Source organism: Maribacter sp. PR1, from assembly GCF_028464145.1.
Lineage (GTDB): Bacteria > Bacteroidota > Bacteroidia > Flavobacteriales > Flavobacteriaceae > Maribacter.
Genome location: NZ_JAQPCG010000003.1, coordinates 184,178 through 206,989 on the forward strand (window position 1 = coordinate 184,178; position 22,812 = coordinate 206,989).

General features: G+C 40.2%; 16 protein-coding genes. 3 read left to right on the plus strand and 13 right to left on the minus strand.

The window, feature by feature from the left end; genetic code table 11:
- Positions 1 to 56: 56 nt before the first annotated feature.
- The 3 genes from PP182_RS07265 to ggt are packed head-to-tail and all read right to left on the minus strand — an operon-like array spanning position 57 to position 3,396.
- The gene (locus tag PP182_RS07265) at positions 57 to 941 is read right to left on the minus strand and encodes a hypothetical protein (protein ID WP_272650685.1); all 885 of its coding nucleotides are present in this window, start codon (positions 939 to 941) and stop codon (positions 57 to 59) included.
- Positions 942 to 963: 22 nt separating this feature from the next.
- Positions 964 to 1,674 carry a class I SAM-dependent methyltransferase gene (locus tag PP182_RS07270; protein WP_272650686.1) on the minus strand — a complete coding sequence of 237 codons (711 nt, stop codon included), beginning with the start codon at positions 1,672 to 1,674 and terminating at the stop codon, positions 964 to 966.
- A 24-nt stretch (positions 1,675 to 1,698) separates the two neighbouring features.
- Entirely contained in the window at positions 1,699 to 3,396 is a 1,698-nt protein-coding gene (gene ggt / locus PP182_RS07275) for a gamma-glutamyltransferase (protein ID WP_272650687.1), read from the minus strand.
- A gap of 312 nt (positions 3,397 to 3,708) precedes the next feature.
- On the opposite strand from ggt, the gene PP182_RS07280 reads away from it, so the two are divergent.
- Complete coding sequence (locus PP182_RS07280; protein WP_272650688.1) at positions 3,709 to 5,058, plus strand: hypothetical protein; 1,350 nt, start codon at positions 3,709 to 3,711, stop codon at positions 5,056 to 5,058.
- A 440-nt stretch (positions 5,059 to 5,498) separates the two neighbouring features.
- On the opposite strand, the gene PP182_RS07285 is transcribed toward PP182_RS07280, so the two are convergent.
- The 4 genes from PP182_RS07285 to fabD form a co-directional block, all read right to left on the minus strand.
- Positions 5,499 to 6,272, minus strand: coding sequence for a 3-keto-disaccharide hydrolase (locus PP182_RS07285; protein ID WP_272650689.1), 774 nt, complete (start codon positions 6,270 to 6,272; stop codon positions 5,499 to 5,501).
- Positions 6,273 to 6,436: 164 nt separating this feature from the next.
- Positions 6,437 to 7,417, minus strand: a complete 981-nt coding sequence (locus PP182_RS07290) for a hypothetical protein (protein ID WP_272650690.1) — start codon at positions 7,415 to 7,417, stop codon at positions 6,437 to 6,439.
- A gap of 142 nt (positions 7,418 to 7,559) precedes the next feature.
- Positions 7,560 to 8,687: a hypothetical protein gene (locus PP182_RS07295; RefSeq protein ID WP_272650691.1), complete on the minus strand. Its 1,128-nt coding sequence runs from the start codon at positions 8,685 to 8,687 to the stop codon at positions 7,560 to 7,562.
- Positions 8,688 to 9,025: 338 nt separating this feature from the next.
- Positions 9,026 to 9,901, minus strand: a complete 876-nt coding sequence (fabD, locus tag PP182_RS07300; protein WP_272650692.1) for an ACP S-malonyltransferase — start codon at positions 9,899 to 9,901, stop codon at positions 9,026 to 9,028.
- 553 nt (positions 9,902 to 10,454) lie between these two features.
- Here fabD and PP182_RS07305 point away from each other — a divergent pair.
- The gene (locus tag PP182_RS07305; protein WP_272650693.1) at positions 10,455 to 12,299 is read left to right on the plus strand and encodes a hypothetical protein; all 1,845 of its coding nucleotides are present in this window, start codon (positions 10,455 to 10,457) and stop codon (positions 12,297 to 12,299) included.
- A gap of 128 nt (positions 12,300 to 12,427) precedes the next feature.
- Positions 12,428 to 13,294, plus strand: coding sequence for a DUF808 domain-containing protein (locus PP182_RS07310; protein ID WP_272650694.1), 867 nt, complete (start codon positions 12,428 to 12,430; stop codon positions 13,292 to 13,294).
- Between the two features lie 12 nt (positions 13,295 to 13,306).
- On the opposite strand, the gene PP182_RS07315 is transcribed toward PP182_RS07310, so the two are convergent.
- From PP182_RS07315 to PP182_RS07340, 6 genes are all read right to left on the minus strand, one after another.
- Positions 13,307 to 14,152 carry an MORN repeat-containing protein gene (locus PP182_RS07315; protein WP_272650695.1) on the minus strand — a complete coding sequence of 282 codons (846 nt, stop codon included), beginning with the start codon at positions 14,150 to 14,152 and terminating at the stop codon, positions 13,307 to 13,309.
- A 33-nt stretch (positions 14,153 to 14,185) separates the two neighbouring features.
- On the minus strand, positions 14,186 to 15,016 hold the full coding sequence (locus PP182_RS07320; protein ID WP_272650696.1) for a DUF2490 domain-containing protein: 831 nt from the start codon (positions 15,014 to 15,016) through the stop codon (positions 14,186 to 14,188).
- A 2-nt stretch (positions 15,017 to 15,018) separates the two neighbouring features.
- Positions 15,019 to 16,950 (minus strand): hypothetical protein, encoded by a 1,932-nt coding sequence (locus PP182_RS07325; protein WP_272650697.1) that lies wholly within the window; start codon positions 16,948 to 16,950, stop codon positions 15,019 to 15,021.
- A gap of 105 nt (positions 16,951 to 17,055) precedes the next feature.
- Positions 17,056 to 18,294, minus strand: a complete 1,239-nt coding sequence (locus tag PP182_RS07330; RefSeq protein ID WP_272650698.1) for an aminotransferase class V-fold PLP-dependent enzyme — start codon at positions 18,292 to 18,294, stop codon at positions 17,056 to 17,058.
- Between the two features lie 67 nt (positions 18,295 to 18,361).
- Positions 18,362 to 21,355 carry a WD40/YVTN/BNR-like repeat-containing protein gene (locus tag PP182_RS07335; RefSeq protein ID WP_272650699.1) on the minus strand — a complete coding sequence of 998 codons (2,994 nt, stop codon included), beginning with the start codon at positions 21,353 to 21,355 and terminating at the stop codon, positions 18,362 to 18,364.
- A 149-nt stretch (positions 21,356 to 21,504) separates the two neighbouring features.
- Positions 21,505 to 22,788, minus strand: a complete 1,284-nt coding sequence (locus PP182_RS07340) for a prolyl oligopeptidase family serine peptidase (protein ID WP_272650700.1) — start codon at positions 22,786 to 22,788, stop codon at positions 21,505 to 21,507.
- Positions 22,789 to 22,812 lie beyond the last annotated feature (24 nt).

Below are 22,812 nucleotides of genomic sequence, written 5' to 3' on the forward strand. Positions count from 1 at the left end.
TACGAATAAAGTACGTATAAAAAGTTAAATTCCTGCACTTCCACTTCCCTTATTACCTAAATGTTGAGGTTTACCCCCCACCAAACTTCGTAATCCCTAGGTACCAAAGGTCGGTAACTTTGGAATCCTTGATCGGCAATCTTAAGGCCTTCAATTTCATTTTTTTCATTTCGCACGTAAGCGATGAAAATGAAGGAATGTCCGTAGGGGTCCAGTTTCTTCACATCAGCTCCCTTTACCACTTTTTCGTAGTCTTCCTTAAATCGCCATACCTGCATCAACGCACCGGGTTGCAACTCCCCTGCCCAAACCCCCTTTGTATCGACCAAGGTTCCCATACCGGCATACGCCACGGCCCCTGCGTTTCCCTTGCCTCTATAGGCTTCCGGAAGGCTTCGCCAACCCCTTTTCGTATCGGAAGCGGACACATAGAGTAAATTATAGACCTGTTTTGGGGTATACCTTTTTGTACCCATATAATCCGGTAAGTCCTGATAAACGGAGTGGCCATGGATTTCCTTGTAAGCTTTTTCAAAACGGGTTTTGCTTACGGTAAGACAGTGACCATTGGGCTCCTTATTTTCGCTTTTGATATAGTTCTCCACGATTCTTTGCGCTACCAGGCTTTTTGGAGTTGCATCAGCAGGTGGTGCGTCATCCGCTTGTACTAGCGTGTCCAATGTACCGATAGCTTTCAAGGACTTCTCAACTTCAGGCAGGTTAATGTAATTATGGTCATCAAACACATAGCTCCAGGCACTCAACTTTGTTTGGTTGCTGCTAGGCCGTTCCTGCTCAAGGTTCTCCTCAGGTACGGCAAGGGTTATTTTTTGTTGGACCTTTTGTGTGGAAACACAACCATTCAAAACCAATCCAATAGCAATACCCCTGAAATACTTGCAGAACTTCCCAAGCCCTATGGATACCAAAATACGTGTCATGTTCTGAGCCAAATAGTTCAAATTACTCCTTTACAAAAACCATACAGTGCTGCCAGGGAAGGTTGCTTATGTTTCGTTTTAAGAAAAGACCTGCGTCTTTCATCTCCTTAACGGCTTGGGCTTCGGTCATTTTATGGAGTTCCTTGATGGGGACGGAGGCGTCCTCACCACGGTATTCGATAAGATACAATTCTGCATTCGAACGCATTGCTTTTTTAATCGATTGTATCATTTCCCGCGGATAATTGAACTCGTGGTATACATCCACAAGCAAAACCTTGTCCACTGAATTTTCAGGAAGGTTTACGGATTTTTCACTTCCCTGGACCAGTATCACATTTTTTGAATTTCCCTCCTCTTTTTTGGCCTCCATGGCAGCCAACATTTCGGGCTGAATATCTACGGCATATACCAATCCATCCACAACAATGGGTGCTATTTTAAACACATGATAGCCGGAGCCTGCTCCAATATCCGCAAGGGTATCCCCGGGCTTAATATTCATGTTTTGAAGTAGTTTGAAAGTGTTTTCCTCTTCCTCCCGTTCCGAACGTTCCAACCAAGACATGCCTTGAAAACCCATGACATGGGCTATTTCACGCCCTTTGTACCATTTTCCGATACCGTTTGGGTTGCCCTTTTTATACACATAATCCGCGGTAGCATCCTGTGTCTGCCCCTTACACGAGCAAACCATAAGTAATCCGATGCTTAGGAGGATTCTGGTTGCCATACTTCTTGTTTTCATCATTCCGATTTAATATCCTGCTGCCTGACCATCCTTACGCGATTCCGATGCGCCGGTGTACACCTTATTTTCCAAATCGACACCAATTGCTTGATATCCACCGTACATCCCCACACCAAAACCGATACGATGCCCTTTTTTTCGTAGTTCCCGTAGGGTTTCGGGTGCAAAACCAGTCTCCAGATTCAAGGTGCCCCCATTGGTCATTTTGGATCCTGTAGGTTGCGAACTGCCACGATGTCGCATTCTGGGTGCATCCCCGGCTTCCTGTAAATTCATGCCAAAATCAACAACGTTCACTACAATCTGCGCATGCCCTTGAGGCTGTACCGCTCCGCCCATAAGTCCGAAGCTTACCCAAGGTTTTCCACCTTTAGTGATAAATGCAGGAATAATGGTATGAAAAGGTCGTTTACCCGGTTCGAGTGCATTGGCATGGGTTTTATCTTGAACATTGAACATTTGTCCCCGGTTTTGTAGTACAAAACCCAATCCGTCCGGTACCATCCCCGAGGCAAACTCTGAATAGATACTTTGAATCAGGGAGACCATATTACCATCTTTATCGGCTACCGTCAAATACGTTGTATTCCCTGTCTCAATTTCCATATCCCCAGCAGGATAGGTATCGGCAGCTTTGTCCGGATTTATGAGCTTTCTGCGTTGCGAAGCATAGTCATCGGACAATAGGGTTTCCAAAGGAATTTTGTTGAATTCAGGGTCCGCATAGAATTTGGCCCGGTCTTCGTACGCCAGTTTTTTGGCTTCCGTGAGCACATGTAGGTATTCGGTGCTACCAAATCCCATTTCGCCGATATCAAACCCTTCAAGAATGTTCAACATCTGCAGTGCGGCTGTACCTTGTCCGTTGGGCGGAAGTTCCCAAACATCATACCCCCGATAATTAATGGACACCGGGGCTACCCAGTTGGAAGTATGGCTAGCCAAATCTTCATAGCTTAAAAATCCGTCATGCTTTTTCATATAACTATCAATGGTCTTGGCAATGGAACCTTTGTAAAAGGCATCCCGACCCTCTTTGGCAATGAGCTGATAGGTATTGGCCAAATCGGTATTTACAAACACCTCGCCCTTTATAGGCGGACGGCCATTTGGCATATAGGTGTCGGCAAAACCCGGTTGGTCTTGTACCGACTCATAACTTGATGCCATTTCATAGGCAATCACTTCCGATACCGGAAAACCATTATTGCCATAATCAATGGCAGGTTGTAAAATTTTATCCATAGACAGCTTCCCGAATTTTTCATGCAATTTGAACCAGCCATCCACACAACCCGGCACGGATACCGGCAGCGGGCCATAAAAAGGGACATATTTCATTCCATTTTCAACAAAATAATCAATGGATAGCGATTTGGGCGCCCTCCCACTACCATTGAAACCATACAATTTTTGTTCTTCAGCGGACCACACGATGGCGAAGATATCCCCCCCAATACCACAACTTGCGGGTTCTACGAGACCTAATACCGCATTGGCGGCTATGGCCGCATCCATGGCACTACCACCTTTTTTAAGAATCTCTAGGGCAGCTTGAGTAGCCAAAGGCTGACTGGTCGCCGCCATACCGTTCTGCGCCAGAATTTCCGAGCGCGTGGTAAAGGTTTCACCGGTTAAACGATCCTGGGCGTTTAAAAGGCTACCCAAGGTTAAGAAGGCAATAATAGTGGGTAAAAATTTCATTTTCATATTTTAAAAGGTGTTCTCTATTCAAACCAAACCGATTTTAATAGTTGGATTGGATTAAAAAATTTGATTTTTCCTTTAAATATAAGGATAGTGTATCTAACATTTCCCTTTATTAAATATGATGTTAAAATTTGTTTACGGGTTGTAAACTCTTTTCAAAATATTTTTTCTAGAGGAAACCATTAGTTTTTTGGTTAATGTGGTTTATCTTCTTAAAAAACTTTGCAACTGAATTTTAATCCTTATCTATGCCCTGTAAAATTAAAATTCCCAAATCAGTTATAAATAGTATTTAACCTCACTCTTATGTATTTCAAAAATTTTTTAATCAAGACTTTATTTCTAGCTGTTGTTGTATTTGTTTCAAGTTGTGCTAAGGATAATGAAGACGGCAACGAAAATCAGGTAAATTTAAATGACTTGATTACTATAAACATTCCTGAAGATTATTTACACGGTTTTACCATAAATTCGGTTGTTTTCGCCTCGAAAATGGATGGTTCCTTGCTTGCGTCATCACGTTTTACCTTTTCTGACAGGGTCGTTGTTTTGCATACCGAAGAGAATTTTCCGTCCGATGAAGAATATATGTTGACATTTGCCCTTACGGATAGTGGTTATGCGACCCATTTGTTAACATACGCTAACTTAACTAAAACCAAAATATCAGAGATTAATTTAAAACAGCCGCTTAGATATCCAAATGGAACTACAAACACATATACAGCAAGTGGTTTTCAAACTTCGGATGGGATACATTCTTTTGCAGGATTAGGTAATTCTGGTACTTTACATGCATTTTATTTTGAACCTAACAGGACTAACTTTAATCTCATACAAAGTCAAGATAAAAATGCTCCCCCTTACAATAAAATATATTTCTTTGGACAACCTAATACAGGTTTCCCTGAATATTCCTATTTAATGCTTGACCTGCCTTTGAATAATGATTTTTCACTTAACAAAAATGAATTTTTAAATGAAGGAATTGACTCTAGGTCATTTACCATCTATAATCCATACACGTCAAAAATAGATAGGCCTCCGTATCTTTTAATTTATGGCTATTTGACCGAGAATGATGAGCAATTTCATCTATTTCATAGTGTTTCATTTACCGGCGCTTACACTGGAACAGATAATTATTTTTATACAAGCAACCTATTCCATAGTTTTTGGTATAAAATCTACAATGGGGACTATTATGCAGAAAAAAGAGGGCTTCCAGGCATGAATTTTGAAGTTCCCAACCTATCCATAGACTATACTTTAAAGGATTTAACGATCAATTTGGATGTTAAGGGAACAGACCATGAAGTGGGTAAAATTCAATTACTGGATTATGAAAGTAATAATTCAGTAAATTATATATGGAATTTTAGCTTTGATAGCCAGAAGATTTCATCCATTATTATTCCGGAATTTCCGCCTGAAATGGATCCTAGCCAATTGCAAGGATATTATGAAAGTAAAACCTTCAAAGTTGGCTCGGCAGAAATATACAATTATTTTGGTTTTGACACTTATGATGACTACATCACAAAAATAGTGAAGGACCAAAACCATTTTTTTCAAGTTAGTCAGGGTTTTGAAATGAGTCCCACCTCTGACTATCCAATGTTTAATTTCCCCATTGACGATAATATTTCAGAATAGCTATCATACAAACTTGCATGTCCCAGGGAGAGATTTTATCTCTTCATCTGAATTTTTATGTATATTAATTGCTCTATTACCATTGCTTATCCTTTTGTTTATGGCTTTTTGACTATACCTCTAATAATTGTCCCTGGTGCTAAAAATGACTGTTTATAGTGTACACCTTCGTTATTTTAAACCCGATGATTGTGGAGTTTAGGCATTTTATTAATTTTTTAAAGCCATAAAGGCAATATTTTTAATTGCAAGTTTATTTTTTGAGTTAATCTTGGATTGAAATAGGCTGGTCACCGTATAACATTTACTATGCCAATAATGTATCCAACAAGTTTAGCTATTAAAAAAGAAATGCTCATATAAGGGTTGATACCAGAAGTGAACATCGATGGAAGTCATACATTTTATTGGTTCATCGCAAAAAGGACCGCTTTGGTATGTCAATCCAACTCCCGAATCTTCATATCACGGAACCACGATTCAAAATACCAGTTTTGAAGGGCTATTTTTCCCTTGGTTGACTTCCCAAAAGCAGGTCGGTCCTTAAAATTTGATGTTGCGACCGTTTTTGTCCATTCTGGAGAAGTTAAAACAGCTTCTGCCGTAAGAATGCCATTGAGATAAAATTGAATTTGGCCATCCTGTTGCACGATTTTGGCGGTATTCCATTGCCCGGTAGGTTTGGCCTCTACCGTATTCAATTGGGGAGAAAGGCCCCAAAGACAACCGGGTCTTTTCAAGGGTGTACCTGTATCCATATGTTTTGGTTCCAGAAGTTGGTATTCCGGTCCGGTCTCATAGGTGGCCCTAAATTCAGGGGATTCCTGAACATTTATAAAGACACCACCATTCCCGCGAAGTCCCATTTGCCACTCAAAGGTCAGTTCGTAATTCTCAAATTCTGTATCGGTTACCAAATCCCCGAATATTTTGCTTTCATCGGTGGCATTGCAGTAAACGGTTCCGTCCTTCACTTCCCATGCGGAATAGCGGGTAGAATCCGGATTGTTGAATAAATGCCAACCGTTCAAGGTCTCACCATCAAATAGTAACCTCCACCCCTGTTCTTTTTCAATATCCATCAATTGATTGTGCACCTTATTTTTGATAGCGAGCTCCTTGGAGCGTTCAATCTGAAATTTCTTTTTGTCTTGCTGCTTACAGGAAAATGCCAGTAACAGACAGCAGATAAAACTTAAGGAAATGCGATTCATTGAAGTGGTCATTTGGAATTACTTTCTTTCATGGACTTTATTGGTGTACCTAAACTATAAAGACTTCTAAAGTAATCAAAATTGACCTAACCCGCTGTTCAAAACTTTAGGAATAGGCCAGAGCTTGGATAATGAACAAACTGATAAAAAAATGAAAGTAAAAATTATTCAATTACAAAAGGCTTCATGAATATATCATTGTATTCAACTTGTTTTGGCTGGGTCAGAAGATTTTCATCAAACAATCGATTCAAATTGTTGCCAGCCCAATCTTCAAGCTTGGCATCCACCAAAAGATTGTAGTTTCCAGCATCCCAGAATTTTGTAGGTATAAACCGTACGGATGTTGCCAAACTGGAAACCTCCCATTGGCCGGATAAGGCTTCTCCATTGTCATTTTGAATTGTTAAACTTTCTTTTGCCAATACAAAGTCTACGGGTTCTTCAAATTGTATGGTTAAGGGCGACCTACTATCGGGATTGGGAGGAATTATATTCCAATTTTCAACATCAGGTTTAGTTTCATCCCGTTCGGTCACATGCCACGTTTTTCGATATCCTTGTTTTAAAGTTTGCCCATCGGTTGTTTTCCATGTATCGCTAATAACTAAGATGTAGTCATTGCCTGTTGATAAGGGAGGACCCTCTTCCCGATTCGGAATTAGGTCTGTCTTTATTCTACCCGGATCCAACCAAAGGGTCAATCGGTCATGTTCCCGGTTCCACAATTCGGTTTCTAAAGACAAAAAAAGCTGTTCTTCCTTTTTTTCAGTTTCATTATACACGGTGATATAATCCAAGGCATTACCCACATTTTGCATGGGCCTTGAAAACTGAATATATATTTTAAGCAAGTTTTGGGGAACGGTATCTTGAACAGGATAAATTTCTATGATTTCGGCAGTTTTTTCTGAGATTGAGGGAGGTATAACAAATTTGGACAATACTTCGTCACCTTTGCGAATTTCATAAGCTTCACCAGATGTAAAAGGTACTACAGGCGTAAATCTTTGCTGCTCGCCCACTCCATCAAAGCTCCCCAATAGAGCGGTCTCCTTCTCTCCTTGAAGATAGACGGCAATATCTTTTGAATTTTCAGGATACGCGAAACGAATACTAACTACCTTTTCACCCTTCTTTTCCATTTGAATATCTAGGGTATTTGTCGCTTCGTTACAGCCTGACAAGGAGCATAATGAAACATAAAAAAAGATCAGGTATCTCCTGATCTTTAGTAAGTTTTGGTTCGCATCAACCAAGATGTTTACATTCTTCTGCATTTATGTCCTACATTCTCTGGGTACTCCTACTTCTTAACACAAGATCACCTTCTGAGGTACGCTGCAGATATACGACGTTGTCATCTCCTAAATTGTCCATCTGAAGGATGTTCACCATGGGTAAAGAAATGTAGTCTACACCTTTGGCAACGGCCCACTCGTCTACAGGTTGCGTCATGGATTCCTTGGAATTTGCAATGTCCATATGGTCAATTTTCATAACGGGACGATTGCTGTTGGACATCAAGAAATAGGTTTTCCCTTCCTTTTCGTAAGAAATCATATCTAAAGGTGAATTTCCCGATCCCAATTCTGCTACGGTTCTTCCTTTGGTATGTTCCCCATTCTTTAGCTCGTCCATTGGAAATAACACCAAGGGTGTACAGGTATAGCTCGCCATCAGGTAGTCCTTTCCATCCATATTGATGACATCGAAAGTCTTAATGGGGGATTGTGTTTCATATTGCCCATGGGCGGCATGATAAATCTCTAAAGACGCGTAATCTTGTTTTTCCGAAAAAGGAAAAGGAATACTTCTAAAGGTGGAACCAAATTCCTTGTTGGAAAGTCCGCTCACCAACACTTGTCCGTCATGATATTTAATATCGGAAATGGCCCAAACACGAAGTGGTCGTTCCCTGCGGTCCTTGGCGTCCTTGTCTATGGCATCCTTCAGGGCTATTTTGGAATGACTTATCTCGTTCAATGATACGTTCTCTAGGGATTCCCCTTGTAGTTTCATAAGTACGGGGGTGCCATCCATGGTTGAAATGGCGAAATAGGCCGTTTTGGAAACTGGGTTTACCGCCATATCGTTGATTTCTATCTTGTCTGGTGTGGTCCCCAAGGAGGAGGCAATTTTTTTATCGAATCCATCGATACTGATGTCTTCCGAAGTGGATTTCGATTTGGAATCATTTACATCCAAGGCATAAATCGTTGCATTTTTGGAATCCCCCAAGAACAAAATGCCTTCAGGCCCAAATGTCAATTGGTTTATTGATGCTATTTCCGGATTACCATATACAAAATTGGCCGTTAAGCTTGGTTTACTTTCATTTTCAGGCAGTAAACCGGCAGCGGTGGTCAGCAAAACGAGGACAATCACTAAAAATAGGGGTATTATCTTTTTCATAGGTTCTTAGAGTTTAAGTTACTCGTTAAGTTATTGAATTCCTTGGTCTTATAATATTTTTCAAGAGTCAATTAACTCAAGTTTAACAGGTTAGGTTGGCGCTTATATTTAGAATAAAATATGATTTAGAATTTTACTTGTATTAATGAGTAAGGGAATTATTATAAAGGTTAAATATTTTGGAAACATGTAAGTGACCAGTCAATTTTCAAAGACTCTAGATTTTAATCTTGTTTGAAGCGTTTAAAAGACAAATAAAGGTTTAGAAGAAAAAATAAGAATATCGTCATGATGAAAATCATCATATTTCTTTCATCGAGATTAGGAGAAAAAATAATCTAAAAGATACCATCAGCTATTGCTTTTGTATGAATTTGTTTTACCAAGCCCCTTAAGAAATTTCCAGGGCCAATCTCGGTAAACTGGGTAGCTCCATCCTCAGCCATTCGCAACATGGTATGACGCCACAACACTGGGTGAGTCAATTGAGCAATCAAGTTCTTTTTAATCGTTTCAATATTAAGTGTTGGTCTAGCGGTAACATTTTGATAAATAGGACAAATAGGAGTATTAAATGTAGTTTCTTCGATTGCAATTTTAAATTCATCAACTGCAGGTTGCATAAAAGGAGAATGAAATGCACCACTTACAGGCAATTGTAATATTCTTGATGCGGCGGGTTTTAGTCTTTCACAGGCTTTTTTTAAAGCTTTTTTATCTCCAGAGATAACTACTTGATTTGGTGCATTGTAATTGGCAGGAACCACTATCCCATCTATTTGTTGACAAATGTTTTTAACAATGACATCGTAAAGACCAATTATGACAGCCATACCGGTATTTTCATCGGCACATACTTTTTGCATCGCTAGAGCTCGTCTTGAAATTAACTGTAATGCAGAGACAAAATCCAAAGAACCTGCATTGGTCAGCGCAGTAATTTCACCTAGGGAATGACCCGCAACCATATCAGGTTTAAACCTAGTCCCTAAATTTTGAGTAAGAATGTAGGAGTGTAAAAAGATAGCAGGTTGGGCATATATGGTTTGCTTCAAATCTTTTACCGATCCATTAAACATGATATCGGTGAGCGGAAATCCTAAAACTTTATTGGCTTTATTGAAATAGACTTTGGCTATAGGAGATTCATCATATAACTTTTTTCCCATTCCCGGAAATTGTGAACCCTGGCCAGGGAATAAGTATGCGTGCATATTTTTATACTTTTAGGAAATTGTCCAGATAATAATCTTAATTATTAATTCTTAAAAAGTTTAAGGACAAAATGTCGAAAAAAAGGTTCAGATGTGTAATCACACACTAATTATTAAATAACTTGAATAATTAGTTCCTACAATAAGAAATACAGATATATTTTTTAAACGCATTATTAATAAGTGTTCTTATTTTATTTGAAAGCGATCAATAATTAATCGACTTAAATTATTTTACCCAAAATATAAACTATGGCTTCGGGATTTCTTAAAGTTCTTGAAGATGTTGCAACGCTTTTAGACGATGTACCATGAGCAAAGTAGCAACAATGAAAATCTCCGGTAATTTTGTCGATGACGTGTAGGTTAATGGAGAAAAGGACTCAGCATTTGTTTCTAAGCGGAAACTTCCTGATTTAAAAGTCATAACGAAAGGGATATCAGGTAATTCAAATTTATGCTAAAATCATTTATACCGTTTCAATATCTATATTGCCAATACAATCTTTAAATCAATCTGGCGTTTTCACAAAGTATTACTATTTTATTTGGTTTGAAAAAAAAAGATCTTAAAATATTTTTTCTACTAGCACTTTATCTATTATTTATTGGAGAAATAATTGGTCAAACAACTTTTGCAGACAACTTCTCCAGCCCGAATTATAATAGGCAAGATGGTACTGCGAATTGGTCTACCGATTGGATTGAATCTGGAGATAGTAACAATGGGCCTACTTCACAATATATACGCATACAAAGCCAACAACTTTATATGTATTATCTATGGACCGAAGATATTCGGAGAACGGCGAATCTTACAGGAGCTACTGCGGCAACACTGAGCTTTGATTACACAACAAATAATTTGGGAGGAACCAGACAACTCGGTGTTTATATTTCCAGTACGGGCGGTGCCCCCTATACTCAAATTGGAACACTTTCGGGCAATGGTGCGTTTACACAAGATATATCGGCCTTCATTTCCGCAAATACGGTCATACGCTTTGCAAAATCGAATGCTAATTGGGGGTCCAGTGACAATGCAAATATTGACAATGTTCTGATTAGTGCTGTAATACCCGTGGATACGGACGGTGATGGCATCGAAGATGTGGCAGATCTAGATAATGACAACGATGGTATTTTGGATTGGGAAGAATGTACCTTTATAGCAACCACCACACAGAACTTTAGCTCTTCCGGGGGGACTTCGGTTACAAATACCGCATCCTCTGGACGCGGTATTATGTATATTGATTTTATCTCTATAGACAATTCCTTTAACCTAACGGTAAACGGAACGAACATTGCCACCGAGTTTCAATTTCAGCCTGGGGCTCCTGGGAACTTTGCTAGGTTCGATACGGGCTTTACTTATGGGCAAGGAGGCGTTCCGCAACTTTGGTCCATGACGGGAACTCTGGCCAACCCTATGCTACGGGTTATTGTGGATGCCGATGGAAATTTAAAACTCTTTGGGGCACAATCCTCTGGTGGTGCTTTAGTGCCATTGACCCTCGATACCCCTCCGGTAACCGTTCCTTGGAATCCTTCTGGAACCAATACGATTACTATTGGTCAGTTCGTGACCGGGCCCACCAATATGAATGGTCAGATCAGGTTTAGTGGAGAATGCGATACGGATGGCGATGGTATTTTCAATCGATTTGATCTGGATAGCGATAATGATGGTATCTACGACGCCGTGGAAGCAGGGCATGGACAGGTACACACAAACGGAGTGGTCAATGGCACCGTTGGTACGGACGGGGTTCCCGATTTGGTTCAGACCGACCCCAATGGTGGAAGCCTTAATTATACCAATACCGATAGTGATGGTGATGGCATATTGGACAGCATAGAATTGGATTCCGATAATGATGGGTGTAACGATGTTTTGGAAGCCGGCTTTACGGATTACAATGCGGACGGACTTTTAGGTCCCATTCCCGTTACTACGGATGGTAATGGAGTGGTAAATTCTGGAACGGACGGTTACACGATTCCAGCGGATGGTGACTCGGATGCCGTTTTTGATTATAGACAGTCCGGAGCACCGCCTAGTATAACTGCTCAACCTGTAAATGCACCTATATGCCCTGGTTGTAATGGTAGTTTATCGGTTTCGGCCACAAATGCCGACCTCTATCAATGGCAAAGGTTTACAGGAGGTTCTTGGACAGATATTACCGATAACGCCATGTTCAGCGGTGCCAATACTGCAACACTCACTATCTCCAATCCCACACCTTCGCAAAATGGAGAACAGTACCGCGTGATCTTGAATAATCTGTCTTATGTATGTACTTCTTCCACTAGTACCATAGCCAGCCTGCAAATTCAGGTAAACACCATAGTTAGCAATAGGCGTATTACCTATAGGGTACAAAAGAATTAATCAATTCAACAGGTATACCTACCAATTATCCAGTAGCTTTCTTCTAAAAATGGACTAACGTACATTTTTTAGTCTATTGCGTTCCTTTTATTGACCTTCATCGTTTATTTTTATCCAAAAATTAATATATGGCTTCAGGATTTTTTGCAGTATTGGATGATGTAGCTACTTTATTGGATGACGTAGCATCTATGAGTAAAATAGCGACCAAGAAGACTGCTGGGATTTTGGGGGACGATTTGGCCGTAAATGCGGAAAAGGCTTCCGGTTTTGTATCAAAGCGCGAAATACCGGTGCTTTGGGCTATTACCAAAGGGTCTCTTTTGAATAAGCTTATCATTTTACCTATCGCCTTTTTGCTTAGCGCCTTCCTGCCGGTGGCAGTAACCATTATCTTGATTCTTGGGGGGCTTTATTTAGCTTACGAGGGTGCAGAAAAAATATATGAATTCTTTTTTCCACATAAACATGATGCACCCACACTAAAAGAGGTAGCCCCTAGTAAAAAAGATATACTGGAATTGGAAAAGGAAAAAATAAAATCCGCCATACTAACGGATTTTATATTGTCCGTAGAGATAGTCATCATCGCCTTGGGTACGGTCATCAATGAACCACTTACCACGCAAATCGGGGTGGTTACAGTGGTGGCACTTTTGGCCACCGTCGGAGTTTACGGAATTGTAGCCCTTATTGTTCGTATGGATGAATTCGGAGTGCGCCTTATTAATATAAATGAAGAGGATAATAGTATCTCTGATAAAATAGGTCATTTTTTTGTGAATGCCCTTCCCGTAGTGATCAAGTCCTTGGCGGTAATCGGGACCATAGCATTACTATTGGTGTCCGGGGGAATCTTTGTACACAATGTCCCATTTCTACATCACATCTTCCCCAATATCCCAACAATTTTGGTGGAGTTTGCAATAGGGCTTATTGTCGGTTTTCTGGTATTGCTATTGATCAAGGGAATAAAGAAAATCTTCAAAAAGTAGGTTCTCTATCACTTACCTATCGTTGATTTCCACCAATTTATCCTCATTCCATTCACCACTGGCTACGACATCTCCCTCAGCATCAAAAAATTTACCGGAACCACTTCTTTTGTCCTCTTTCCATTGTCCCGCGTATTTTTCGCCATTTGGCCAATAATACGTACCAAATCCGTTGCGTAGATCATTTTCATAATTGCCAGAATAATATTCTCCATCGGGCCAATAAAATGTACCGTTGCCATGTCTTTGGTTATCTTTCCAAGATCCTTCATACCTACTCCCGCTATCCAAAAGCGCTATCCCATTCCCATTGGCTTTTCCGTTTTTAACCTCTCCGATGTAGTGCATCTGGTTCCCTTTTTTACTTTTAAAAGTAAGGTACTCACCAAAGGATTTCTGCTGTAACTGCTTTTTAACCCGTTCTAGTTGAACTCTGGTCTTTTCAAGCGTAAAATTGAGAGAGTCCAGTTTTCTAATGGAGCCCTCTCCATTTAACAGCGCCATTTTTAAACTATCCGAATTAATTGCAGAACTATCCGGTCTGTTCGTATTATTGGTGTTTTGTCGCAATAATTTTTCTGCCAATGCTATGCGTAGTGGAATTGACATTTTATGTTCGGTAGTTCCATTCATGGAATTATTATATGAACTTATGGCTGTTTCATATTCGCCCTGTAATAGCAAGGAATCAATTTTCACTAATTTTTCAAATTCCTCAAGTTGACTTAAAATGATTTCTTTTTCCTGTTCAATTTTAGATACTTTGCCCTCTAATTTTACAGATTTATATATAAAAAGCATTAGGCCAAAAAGAGGAAGTGCTACGGCCAAGAAGAGCAGTGCTTTTTTACGTTGCATATAGTTATTGTTTGGTACATAAGTACATACGCATTAATCGGTCAAATGGATTTCTGGTAGTTTGTTTTTAATCCTTCTAAAGTCCGGTGAGAAATACATATGAAATCGAAGGGTCCAAGATTGCTTATAATTACCACCGTTATAAAGGTCCTGTCCTTGGGAATACATTAAACCTGCAGCAAAAGTCAATCTTGGGGTGGCAATATAGCCAATGGTCGTCGTAAGACGCAAATCCTCCATGGGACTGGCCACGACCTCTTTCCCACTTTGCATTATGAGTTCCGCTTCTGGAGATATGTAGTATGTTTTGGGTTTCAATTTATGATCGTTTAATGGAATTTTTGCGCGAAACATATAACGCCATCGGTTTCTAAAAATGTAATTGCTGTTTTCCGCAAATCCTTGTGTCCATCGGTGTTCTATCCGAATACGATGATAAATCATGGCATTATAAAGGGGCATGGCAAATTGGTATTGATGCCAAATACGCCATTCGGGCACTACATTGCGGTCCGTTGATTCCTCGTCCGTATTAAAATTTATCCGTACTACCCCACCGAGACTAAAATTTGTTTTTTTATCGTAAATATACCCTATCGCATGACGGTTATAAATTTGTCCAATCTGACCTATAAATGGTGTATTAACCGATTCCTGAAAACGAAAGTGGGTCTGGGCGTCCCAAAAGAAACGCTTTCCTATTCTAATGTTCCCGTAGGTATTGAACCAAACTTTTGATACGGGTTCTTTATACTTGGAATACGGCGGAAGCTCTATCGGTTCAGATTCTTGAGAATGTAGGTTGAATACAAAAACACAAACGAACAAAAAACATCCAAATAGGCTAATTTTATGCTTACCCATACCTATTTGTTTTTGGATGTTACTTGCTGATGTAGCAATTTTAAAACCGCTGCCGGTCGTCGTTCCCTGCGGAGCTTTCGTTCTAGTTTCCGGGTATCCATTTCCCTTAAATCTACCATGCGATTATTCGTGTAGATAATTTGATTGTTTAGGGGTTCAATTTGGTCACAGTTTAGGGTATCGGTTATACTTTCGATAAAATAGGGTATCAGAATTTCCGTGTAGGACTCTACGATGCGTTTTTTGACTTCCTCTTCCATGACCGTCGCCATAAAAGGGTTCCAAATATCATCGGTGTATAAATTTTCTATTTCCATTTTTTTCTCTGGAAGTGAAGCGATGGATGTGGACAGGGAACTGATTTCGTTAAGACATGTTTTTAGGCTTTCTCCATAAGTCAGTTTTTCACTCGGATTAGAAATTGTTGCGTAGGCACTTAAATTTTTATCGGCCAGGCCAATCAGTTTCTTTAAGCTTGTTTTATATGGGTTAGAAAGACTTCCGGACAAGGAATCCACTTGTTGCCCTAAGAGATTGTTCAAAGAAATTAAATCGTTCTCCAATTCTTGCAGGGACTGCATTTGGAGATCATCGGACATTTTTGGATCAAGCCTTTCCAAGATTTGGGTTAAACTAGTCTTGGCGTAGTCGGTAATATATTCCACCGTTTTTAAGTTTACTCCACTAAAATCAAAATCGTCCTTATTCGAAAGCTCAAACGTTCGTTCCGTTTCATTCAATTTTATAAGAATATCCTTTTGAGGTTTTCCATTAGGCCAAAGTCTTTGGGTTATTTTTTCGTTATCGAGGTAGGGAACAATACTATCCTTGTATAGCTCTATATACGTTTCTAGCGGATTTAAGTATTCTTCTTTTAATCTTTTGGCAACATCATATAAAAAGGCTGCTTCTTTATCTGTTCTTTTCACTATATTCAAGTGACTATTGCTTAATATGGTCAAAGCCATATTGGAAGAAGACTCATAGTTGGATACAATATTTTTTAAGGATTTATTTTGCAAGCTGTCCAAAGCAAAATAAGGAACCCTTACTTTCATGATTGGAGAAAAGGGGGTTGAGCCCAATTGTGTAATAAGAAAATTTATTTTTTCGTATTGATAGAGATTGTCCGAGATTAATTGACCTATTCGCCTTTGAGTTGAGGGGTAAGATTCCAATTGTATTTCTAAAAGCCTGAGAAATCTATGATCCAAGGGTATGGTGCGGTAATTGAAATGGTCTGATTTAAAAACTGGAATTTCTTTCTTCATCCCATCGGTCTCCATTTTTATTCGTGTTAAGAGTCCCTCTTCAAAAAACCAGTTTTCAATATCTACCAAAATATCGGTTCCATAGCTTGTCCACTCATCATGGGCCATACCGTCTCTAAGTAATCTTCCCACGAGAGCACTACTATCATTCTCGATTTGAAAATTTTTCTGGGGTACGCCATCTTCAAAAGTGATATTGCTCTTAAATGTTGTCTTAGTAACTTCCGAGTTTTCTATTTCCTGAATGGTGGAAATCCATTCACCATCAGGAGCACCGTTATCAAAATTACCCGAGCTTTTTTCCTGTGTACCGCTTACCAATATGCGATATTCAAAATCAACGACTTCGCTTTTACTTTCCGAGGTAAATTCACCAAATTGAAACTGCCACGGTCCGTTGGCCCTGGAATCTTTGAAATTACCTTTGATTAGAAAAGAAGAATCCTGATCCTTTAATAAGGTTTCCAAATTGGAGCGTTGAAACAGGAAAGGGCCGTCGTAAATAGAATCTCCATTGGCCACAACATATTGATATTTCGCATTACCGGAATAAGGCCCAATTTTTAGAAGTCCATTATATTGTTCTTTTTCCTGTCCAATGATTATCAAGGAAAATAAGCAAAGTGTTAGCGTGGATACGTACCTAAGTAAAAACTGATTCATTTACCAAAAATAAGATTTACTATAGACTCTTTTAATCCGTTGACTTAATGGAGTATAAAAAGAATTAAAAGAACCAAAAAAAGTAGCAAAAAGCGATTTATAATTTTAAGCTAAACTTTCCACTATTTGAAGTGCTCTATCAATTTCTTCTTTGGAATTGTAAATATGAACGGAGTGTCGTATCATTTTTTCTCCGACGGAACGGGGTTGTAACCTTTCCCGCTCCCACATGGTTTTTTGCAAGTCCGGACCTGATATTCCCGCAACTCCATAGGTCGTGATTCCTGCAGCCATTTCTTCGTTGGTAGAGGAATAAATCGTCACATGGGGCATTTGTTTCAATCCATCACGCAAGTACATGCCCAATTCCTTGATGCGTTCCAACCAATTTTCCGCACCTATGGTATTGAAGAAATCGACCGCTGCATCATAGCCGGCTAGAAGTCCGGCGTTTCCGGTACCGTTTTGCATCAATCTAAAGCCATGATCGTCCTGATTGTCCCAATTGTAGCTTGCAATGGTGGACCAAATATCACCTGCCACCTCCTTGTTTATGTATAAAAGCCCACTCCCTGCAGGGGCAAGAAGCCATTTGTGCAAACTGGAATAATAGGCATCACATCCAATCTCCTTGACATCCACGGGAATATGACCAACACATTGGGCACCATCCAAAACCGTGAAAATTCCTCTTTTTTTAGCTTCCTGGCATATTTCCTTTACAGGCATTACCGTACCGAATCCAGATACCATATGCGGTATGGCAATCACCTTGGTTTTTTTGGTCACCTGCTTGTATATTGCGTCCACAATTTCTTGTGGATCGTTTGCAGGTTCCGGTAGTGTTGCTTGTTTGTAGATACACCCCTTACGTTTTGCCAGCAATTGCCAGGCACCAAAGCCACCACCGTGCTCCTGATTGGTATTTAAGAGTTCATCCCCTTCTTTAAGGTTTAAGCCCATGCCCACGTAGTTCATTCCAAAGGTTGCATTTTGCGTCAAAGAGATTTCCTTGAAATCACAATGGATAATCTTGGATAGTTTTGTTCGTAATTCCTCATAGGGAAAATAGCCGCTCAATAACTTTGGACCAGAATTGTTCTTATAATCAATCGTAGCGGCCTCCACATTGTAATGAAGCATGTGATGCATCATTTTATCCAAAACGTAACCTGGCGTAGGTCCCATGGTTCCATTATTGAAATAGGTCTGACCTTCCTTTAACGGAAATTGTTTTCGAATCGATTTCCAATACCCATCATCATAGGTATCCGTTTTTAAAACATCAAGTGACCATTCCTTTTTAGGGTCGAAGGACATTAGTGGAGCTGATAGAAAAGCCATGGCCCCCTGCTTGAGAAATTTTCTTCGATGCGACATAGTACTTCGGTTGGTTAGTTTTGGTATTCCATTATAGATCGACTTGCTTTTTGGTCTGATTGAATTGCTCTTGCAATTCCTTAAATCGCTCTATTTCCTCGTTTCCTGGTTTCTTATCGGCCCTACCGATGATATTGGAGAGATAGGAGATTTGGGCAACCATCATTTGCTGGGGATAGGCTCCTTCATCATTTTTGATTGTCTTAAGCAAATTTTCCAATTCTTCCTTTTCCTCCTTATTCTTGGTCTCCTTTATTTTCTTCTCCAAGTCCGACTGAAATTTTCTGGCCTCGGATAAAAGCTGATTGACCTTGTTTTGAAGTGCCAATTGTTCCTTGATAGTTTCCAAGGAAACACCTTCCTGCTCTAATCTTGGGTCCATCAGAATTTGAAAAGACTGTTCTAAGGTTTTCCCATCAACGGTCAATTTAGCCGTATATGATCCTGGGGGAACCATCGGACCATTTTTGTAGCTACGGCTCTTATTACTGCTCCATGCTCCTTTTTCCCGCAAGTCCCACTCGAATCGATTGATGCCCTTTTTGGTTTCCAATTTGGTATCCACGTATTCAAATACCATACTTAGCCCCATATCTTCTACCTGTTCCTTGGTCGATTTCAATTGGGTGGAATCGCTAACGATTTTGGCAACTGATTTCCCTTCGGCATTGAATATCTCCAAGGAAACCCCACTTTTTAATTCTTTGGGCAAATAATAATCGATGCTTACACTTGTTGAAGAATAATTAGGAAAATCCCCAGAACCCCAAGGCGTTCTGTATCTATAGGTGTCTTCTGGTTTAAAAAGTACAGGGTTTGCGTTTAATTCTGCTATGCTATTGTCCCTAAGTGCACTAATATTATCCAAAATCCAGAATCCACGTCCCATGGTACTCAAGACCAAGTCTCCTCGATTTATAATAATATCCGTTATCGGGGTCACAGGTAAGTTCTGTTGAAACGCCTTCCAAGTTTCGCCATCGTTGAAGGAAATAAACATTCCAAATTCAGTACCTGCATATAGTAATCCTGCCATCTTTGGATCCTCCCTAAGGACCCTTGCGGTATAATCCGATGGTATTCCGTTACTTTCCGTACTTATCAAGGTCCAACTTTTACCGTAATCATCCGTTTTATATATGTAAGGCGTAGTATCACCCAATAGATGTCGGTCTACTGTAATATATGCTTTGGCAGGGTCTAATTGCGAAGGTTCTACAGACTCCACCCTACCCCCTTTGGGCATTTTTTTTGGGGTGACATTCGCCCATGTCTGCCCTCCATCTTGGGTAACGGAAATAACACCGTCATTGGACCCGGTCCAAATAAGGCCAGGGTTGATTTTTGATTCCCTTATAGAATATAATGTACTATAATATTCTTCCCCTGTGATATCACGGGTAATAGGACTACCTGAAATCACCTGTTTATCGGTTTCATTTGCCGTTAAGTCTGGGGAAATAGTTTGCCAAATTTGACCATTGTTCCTTGTTTTATGAAGGTATTGAGAACCCATATAGACTACGTTCGGGTCGTGGGGAGAAACGTGAATGGGCGCTACCCGTTGAAACCTGTATTTTAAGTCTTTCGGATTATGTCCATAAATATTTGAGGCCCCAATGGAATATTCCCTATCCGTTCCCGTAAGCTTGTTAAATACGCTAAACCGACCTTTACAGTTGTTATACACCACATTAGGGTCGCCAGGTTTTGGGATGGCAGGACCGGTTTCACATCCGCCAACATCCATCATGATTTGTGTGCCCTGCGCACCGCTAGCGGTCGGCGCCGAACTTGGAATAGCTATGGTCGTGTTATCTTGCTGCGCCCCATAGACCCAGTAGGGATATTGGTCGTCTACCGCCACTTGATAGATTTCTGCTGTAGGCTGATTGAACTGTGTTGACCATGTTTTACCCCCATTGTGGGAAACATTAGCCCCTCCGTCATTACATTGGATCAATAAGTCTGGATTGTTCGGATTTAACCAGATATCATGATTATCCCCATGGGGAACGCTCATACGTTTCCACGTTTTACCACCATCCGTCGATTTTAATAAGGGATTGGCGTTGGAATAAACAATATCGGGGTTGGTGGGGTCCAATTCTATATTGGTATAATAAAAAGGCCTATTGACCAAGCCTTCATTGCTGGAGGTTTGGGTGAATGTTTTTCCCTGGTCTACGGATTTATAAACTCCCCCCTCCTTTCCAGGAGCTTCGATTACGGCATAGAGAATACTGGAGTCCGTAGGGGAAACGGCCAAGTCTATTTTTCCGATAAGGCCTTTGGGCAGCCCATCTTCCAATTTCACCCAATCCTTGCCTCCATTGACGGATTTATAAATTCCTCCTTCTTTATTTTCACCTCCGGAGATAATTGTCCAAGGTGTTCTTTTGGCTTTCCAAGCGGCCGCATAGACCACGTTGGGGTTACCGGGTAAAAGTTCCAAATCCGCAAAACCTGTTTCGTTGGAAAGGAATAAAACTTTTTCCCATGTATTTCCGCCATCAGTTGTTTTAAAGATACCACGTTCTTCGTTGGGCTTAAAGGCATTACCGATAGCCGCTACCCATACAATATTGCTGTTGGTAGGGTCTATTTCAACGGCTCCAATTTGCCCTACCTTTTCCAACCCGATATGGGTCCAGGTTTTTCCTGCGTCAACAGATTTGTAGACACCTTTTCCACTGATGATATTGCTTCGTAATCCATCGGAACCTGTTCCGACATACACAATATTCGAATCATTCGAGGCCATCTCTATGGCGCCAATCGAGGGTGTTTTAAAATATCCATCAGAGACATTATTCCAAGTAGTGCCGTAATCCTCGGTTTTCCAGACCCCGGCCCCAGAAGCACCCAGATAAAAAGTACCGGGTAACATTGGTGTTCCGGTTACCGTTGTGACTCTTCCTCCCCTATTGGGTCCAATGGTACGGTACTGAAATGCGTCGAAATTTTGACCAAATATTGAAAATCCTAGAAATAAAAAAATTGTTGATAGTGAAAGCCCTTTCATGAACATGCGTGTATTATTGTTGGTTTATTTAAAGTTAAGGAATACGGAAGGTTTACCAATTCTAAGGATTATATTTTTCCTAAAATTGTAAATCTTCAGTTAATGTAATAAAGAGAAATGGAAATTAGAACCCATTTTTCATCATTTCCCTATTTATGCTGCTGTGCCAACCATTCCATAATGGTTACCGGTCTATCATTAATTAGCACCGGGCTTCCGTCAAAATCAAAATCGGCATCATTATCATGGGAATAAATCCAGGACCAATGGCCCGGAAAATGATAATCCTCTCCTCCATACATCCCATTCAAGTCAATGACATGGTCGTAAAGAGAAAGATGTACGTTGGGTGCTCCTACTGCAACTAGTCTTTCATATAACGGAATTACCGTTTCTTCAGGAATCGTGGTCGTGTCATCCTTAGAATGTACAAACCAAATGGGAATATTTTTGATGCTGTTCAACTGTTCATTGGATATATATTCATTGTGATAAGCCAGAGCACTAATATATCCGGCAGCAAAATAATCGGGATTGTTAAATAGAAGTTTTAGACTCATGTATCCTCCATTCGAACACCCTCCAATATAGATTCTATCAGAATCTATATTCGGATTGTTTTTTACAAAATCCCTGATCAATGCCATCAAGGCTTCGTTATAGATGTCATTGGTGTTCCCCCGGGTATACTCCCCGGATTCACTTTGCATCCAAAAGGTTGGGGTCTGTGGGGCCAATACATACGCTCCCTTGAAAATCTCCTGAATTTCTTCGGAGGCATAATTGGTCGCTTTATTGGCAATCAACGGAATACTGGCATCTGTACCTCCTTCGCCGCCTCCATGTAGCCAAATGATCAAGGGAAAGCTTCCATCTCCTTCCGGCGTAAAGCTTCCATAGGTTAAATCTATGTTTTTATGGCTGAAGCTTCCGTTTAAATCAAAAATATCCAAATCGGGGATGATCCTTCTCCCTTCCTTGTTCCAAGTAGTTCCTGAAGGTATATGGGTAACGGTTAATTCATAGTCTATCCATTGGTTGCTGGCCCTTCCATTACTACTACGATAATATTTAATAGGTGAACTTAATGCATCATTAGGCGCCACCAATAACACTAGGGTAGTAAATGATCCATTTTCATCGCGGTCCCCATCTGCATTCGATGGATAGGCATAGAGCACCTTTCTTATTCCTTCAGCCTCACCAGGCCGCATTTCTACATTTTCCTTACTTCGTACGACCTTTACCTTAAAATCGTTATGGCTCAGCCTATCTTCAGTGTTCGGTTTTGGTACAATAACCTTATTAACGCCGGGACCCCAATCATAGGCGTCTATAAGTACAGTATTGGTGCCATCCATAGTGCTTTGTGCAGAAATTGATAAAAAGGGAACAAATAATAGTGCGATTAGAAGAATTTGCAGTCGTTTCATAATTAAGCTGGTTTTAGTCCCTTA

Coding starts and splice junctions, on each gene's coding strand:
- PP182_RS07325 (WP_272650697.1), bottom strand. CDS start 16,950: ATGAATCAGTTTTTACTTAGGTACGTATCCACGCTAACACTTTGCTTA.
- PP182_RS07265 (WP_272650685.1), bottom strand. CDS start 941: ATGACACGTATTTTGGTATCCATAGGGCTTGGGAAGTTCTGCAAGTAT.
- PP182_RS07335 (WP_272650699.1), bottom strand. CDS start 21,355: ATGAAAGGGCTTTCACTATCAACAATTTTTTTATTTCTAGGATTTTCA.
- PP182_RS07310 (WP_272650694.1), top strand. CDS start 12,428: ATGGCTTCAGGATTTTTTGCAGTATTGGATGATGTAGCTACTTTATTG.
- PP182_RS07320 (WP_272650696.1), bottom strand. CDS start 15,016: ATGGGTAAGCATAAAATTAGCCTATTTGGATGTTTTTTGTTCGTTTGT.
- ggt (WP_272650687.1), bottom strand. CDS start 3,396: ATGAAATTTTTACCCACTATTATTGCCTTCTTAACCTTGGGTAGCCTT.
- PP182_RS07340 (WP_272650700.1), bottom strand. CDS start 22,788: ATGAAACGACTGCAAATTCTTCTAATCGCACTATTATTTGTTCCCTTT.
- PP182_RS07295 (WP_272650691.1), bottom strand. CDS start 8,687: ATGAAAAAGATAATACCCCTATTTTTAGTGATTGTCCTCGTTTTGCTG.
- fabD (WP_272650692.1), bottom strand. CDS start 9,901: ATGCACGCATACTTATTCCCTGGCCAGGGTTCACAATTTCCGGGAATG.
- PP182_RS07290 (WP_272650690.1), bottom strand. CDS start 7,417: ATGGAAAAGAAGGGTGAAAAGGTAGTTAGTATTCGTTTCGCGTATCCT.
- PP182_RS07280 (WP_272650688.1), top strand. CDS start 3,709: ATGTATTTCAAAAATTTTTTAATCAAGACTTTATTTCTAGCTGTTGTT.
- PP182_RS07330 (WP_272650698.1), bottom strand. CDS start 18,294: ATGGCTTTTCTATCAGCTCCACTAATGTCCTTCGACCCTAAAAAGGAA.
- PP182_RS07285 (WP_272650689.1), bottom strand. CDS start 6,272: ATGAATCGCATTTCCTTAAGTTTTATCTGCTGTCTGTTACTGGCATTT.
- PP182_RS07270 (WP_272650686.1), bottom strand. CDS start 1,674: ATGGCAACCAGAATCCTCCTAAGCATCGGATTACTTATGGTTTGCTCG.
- PP182_RS07315 (WP_272650695.1), bottom strand. CDS start 14,152: ATGCAACGTAAAAAAGCACTGCTCTTCTTGGCCGTAGCACTTCCTCTT.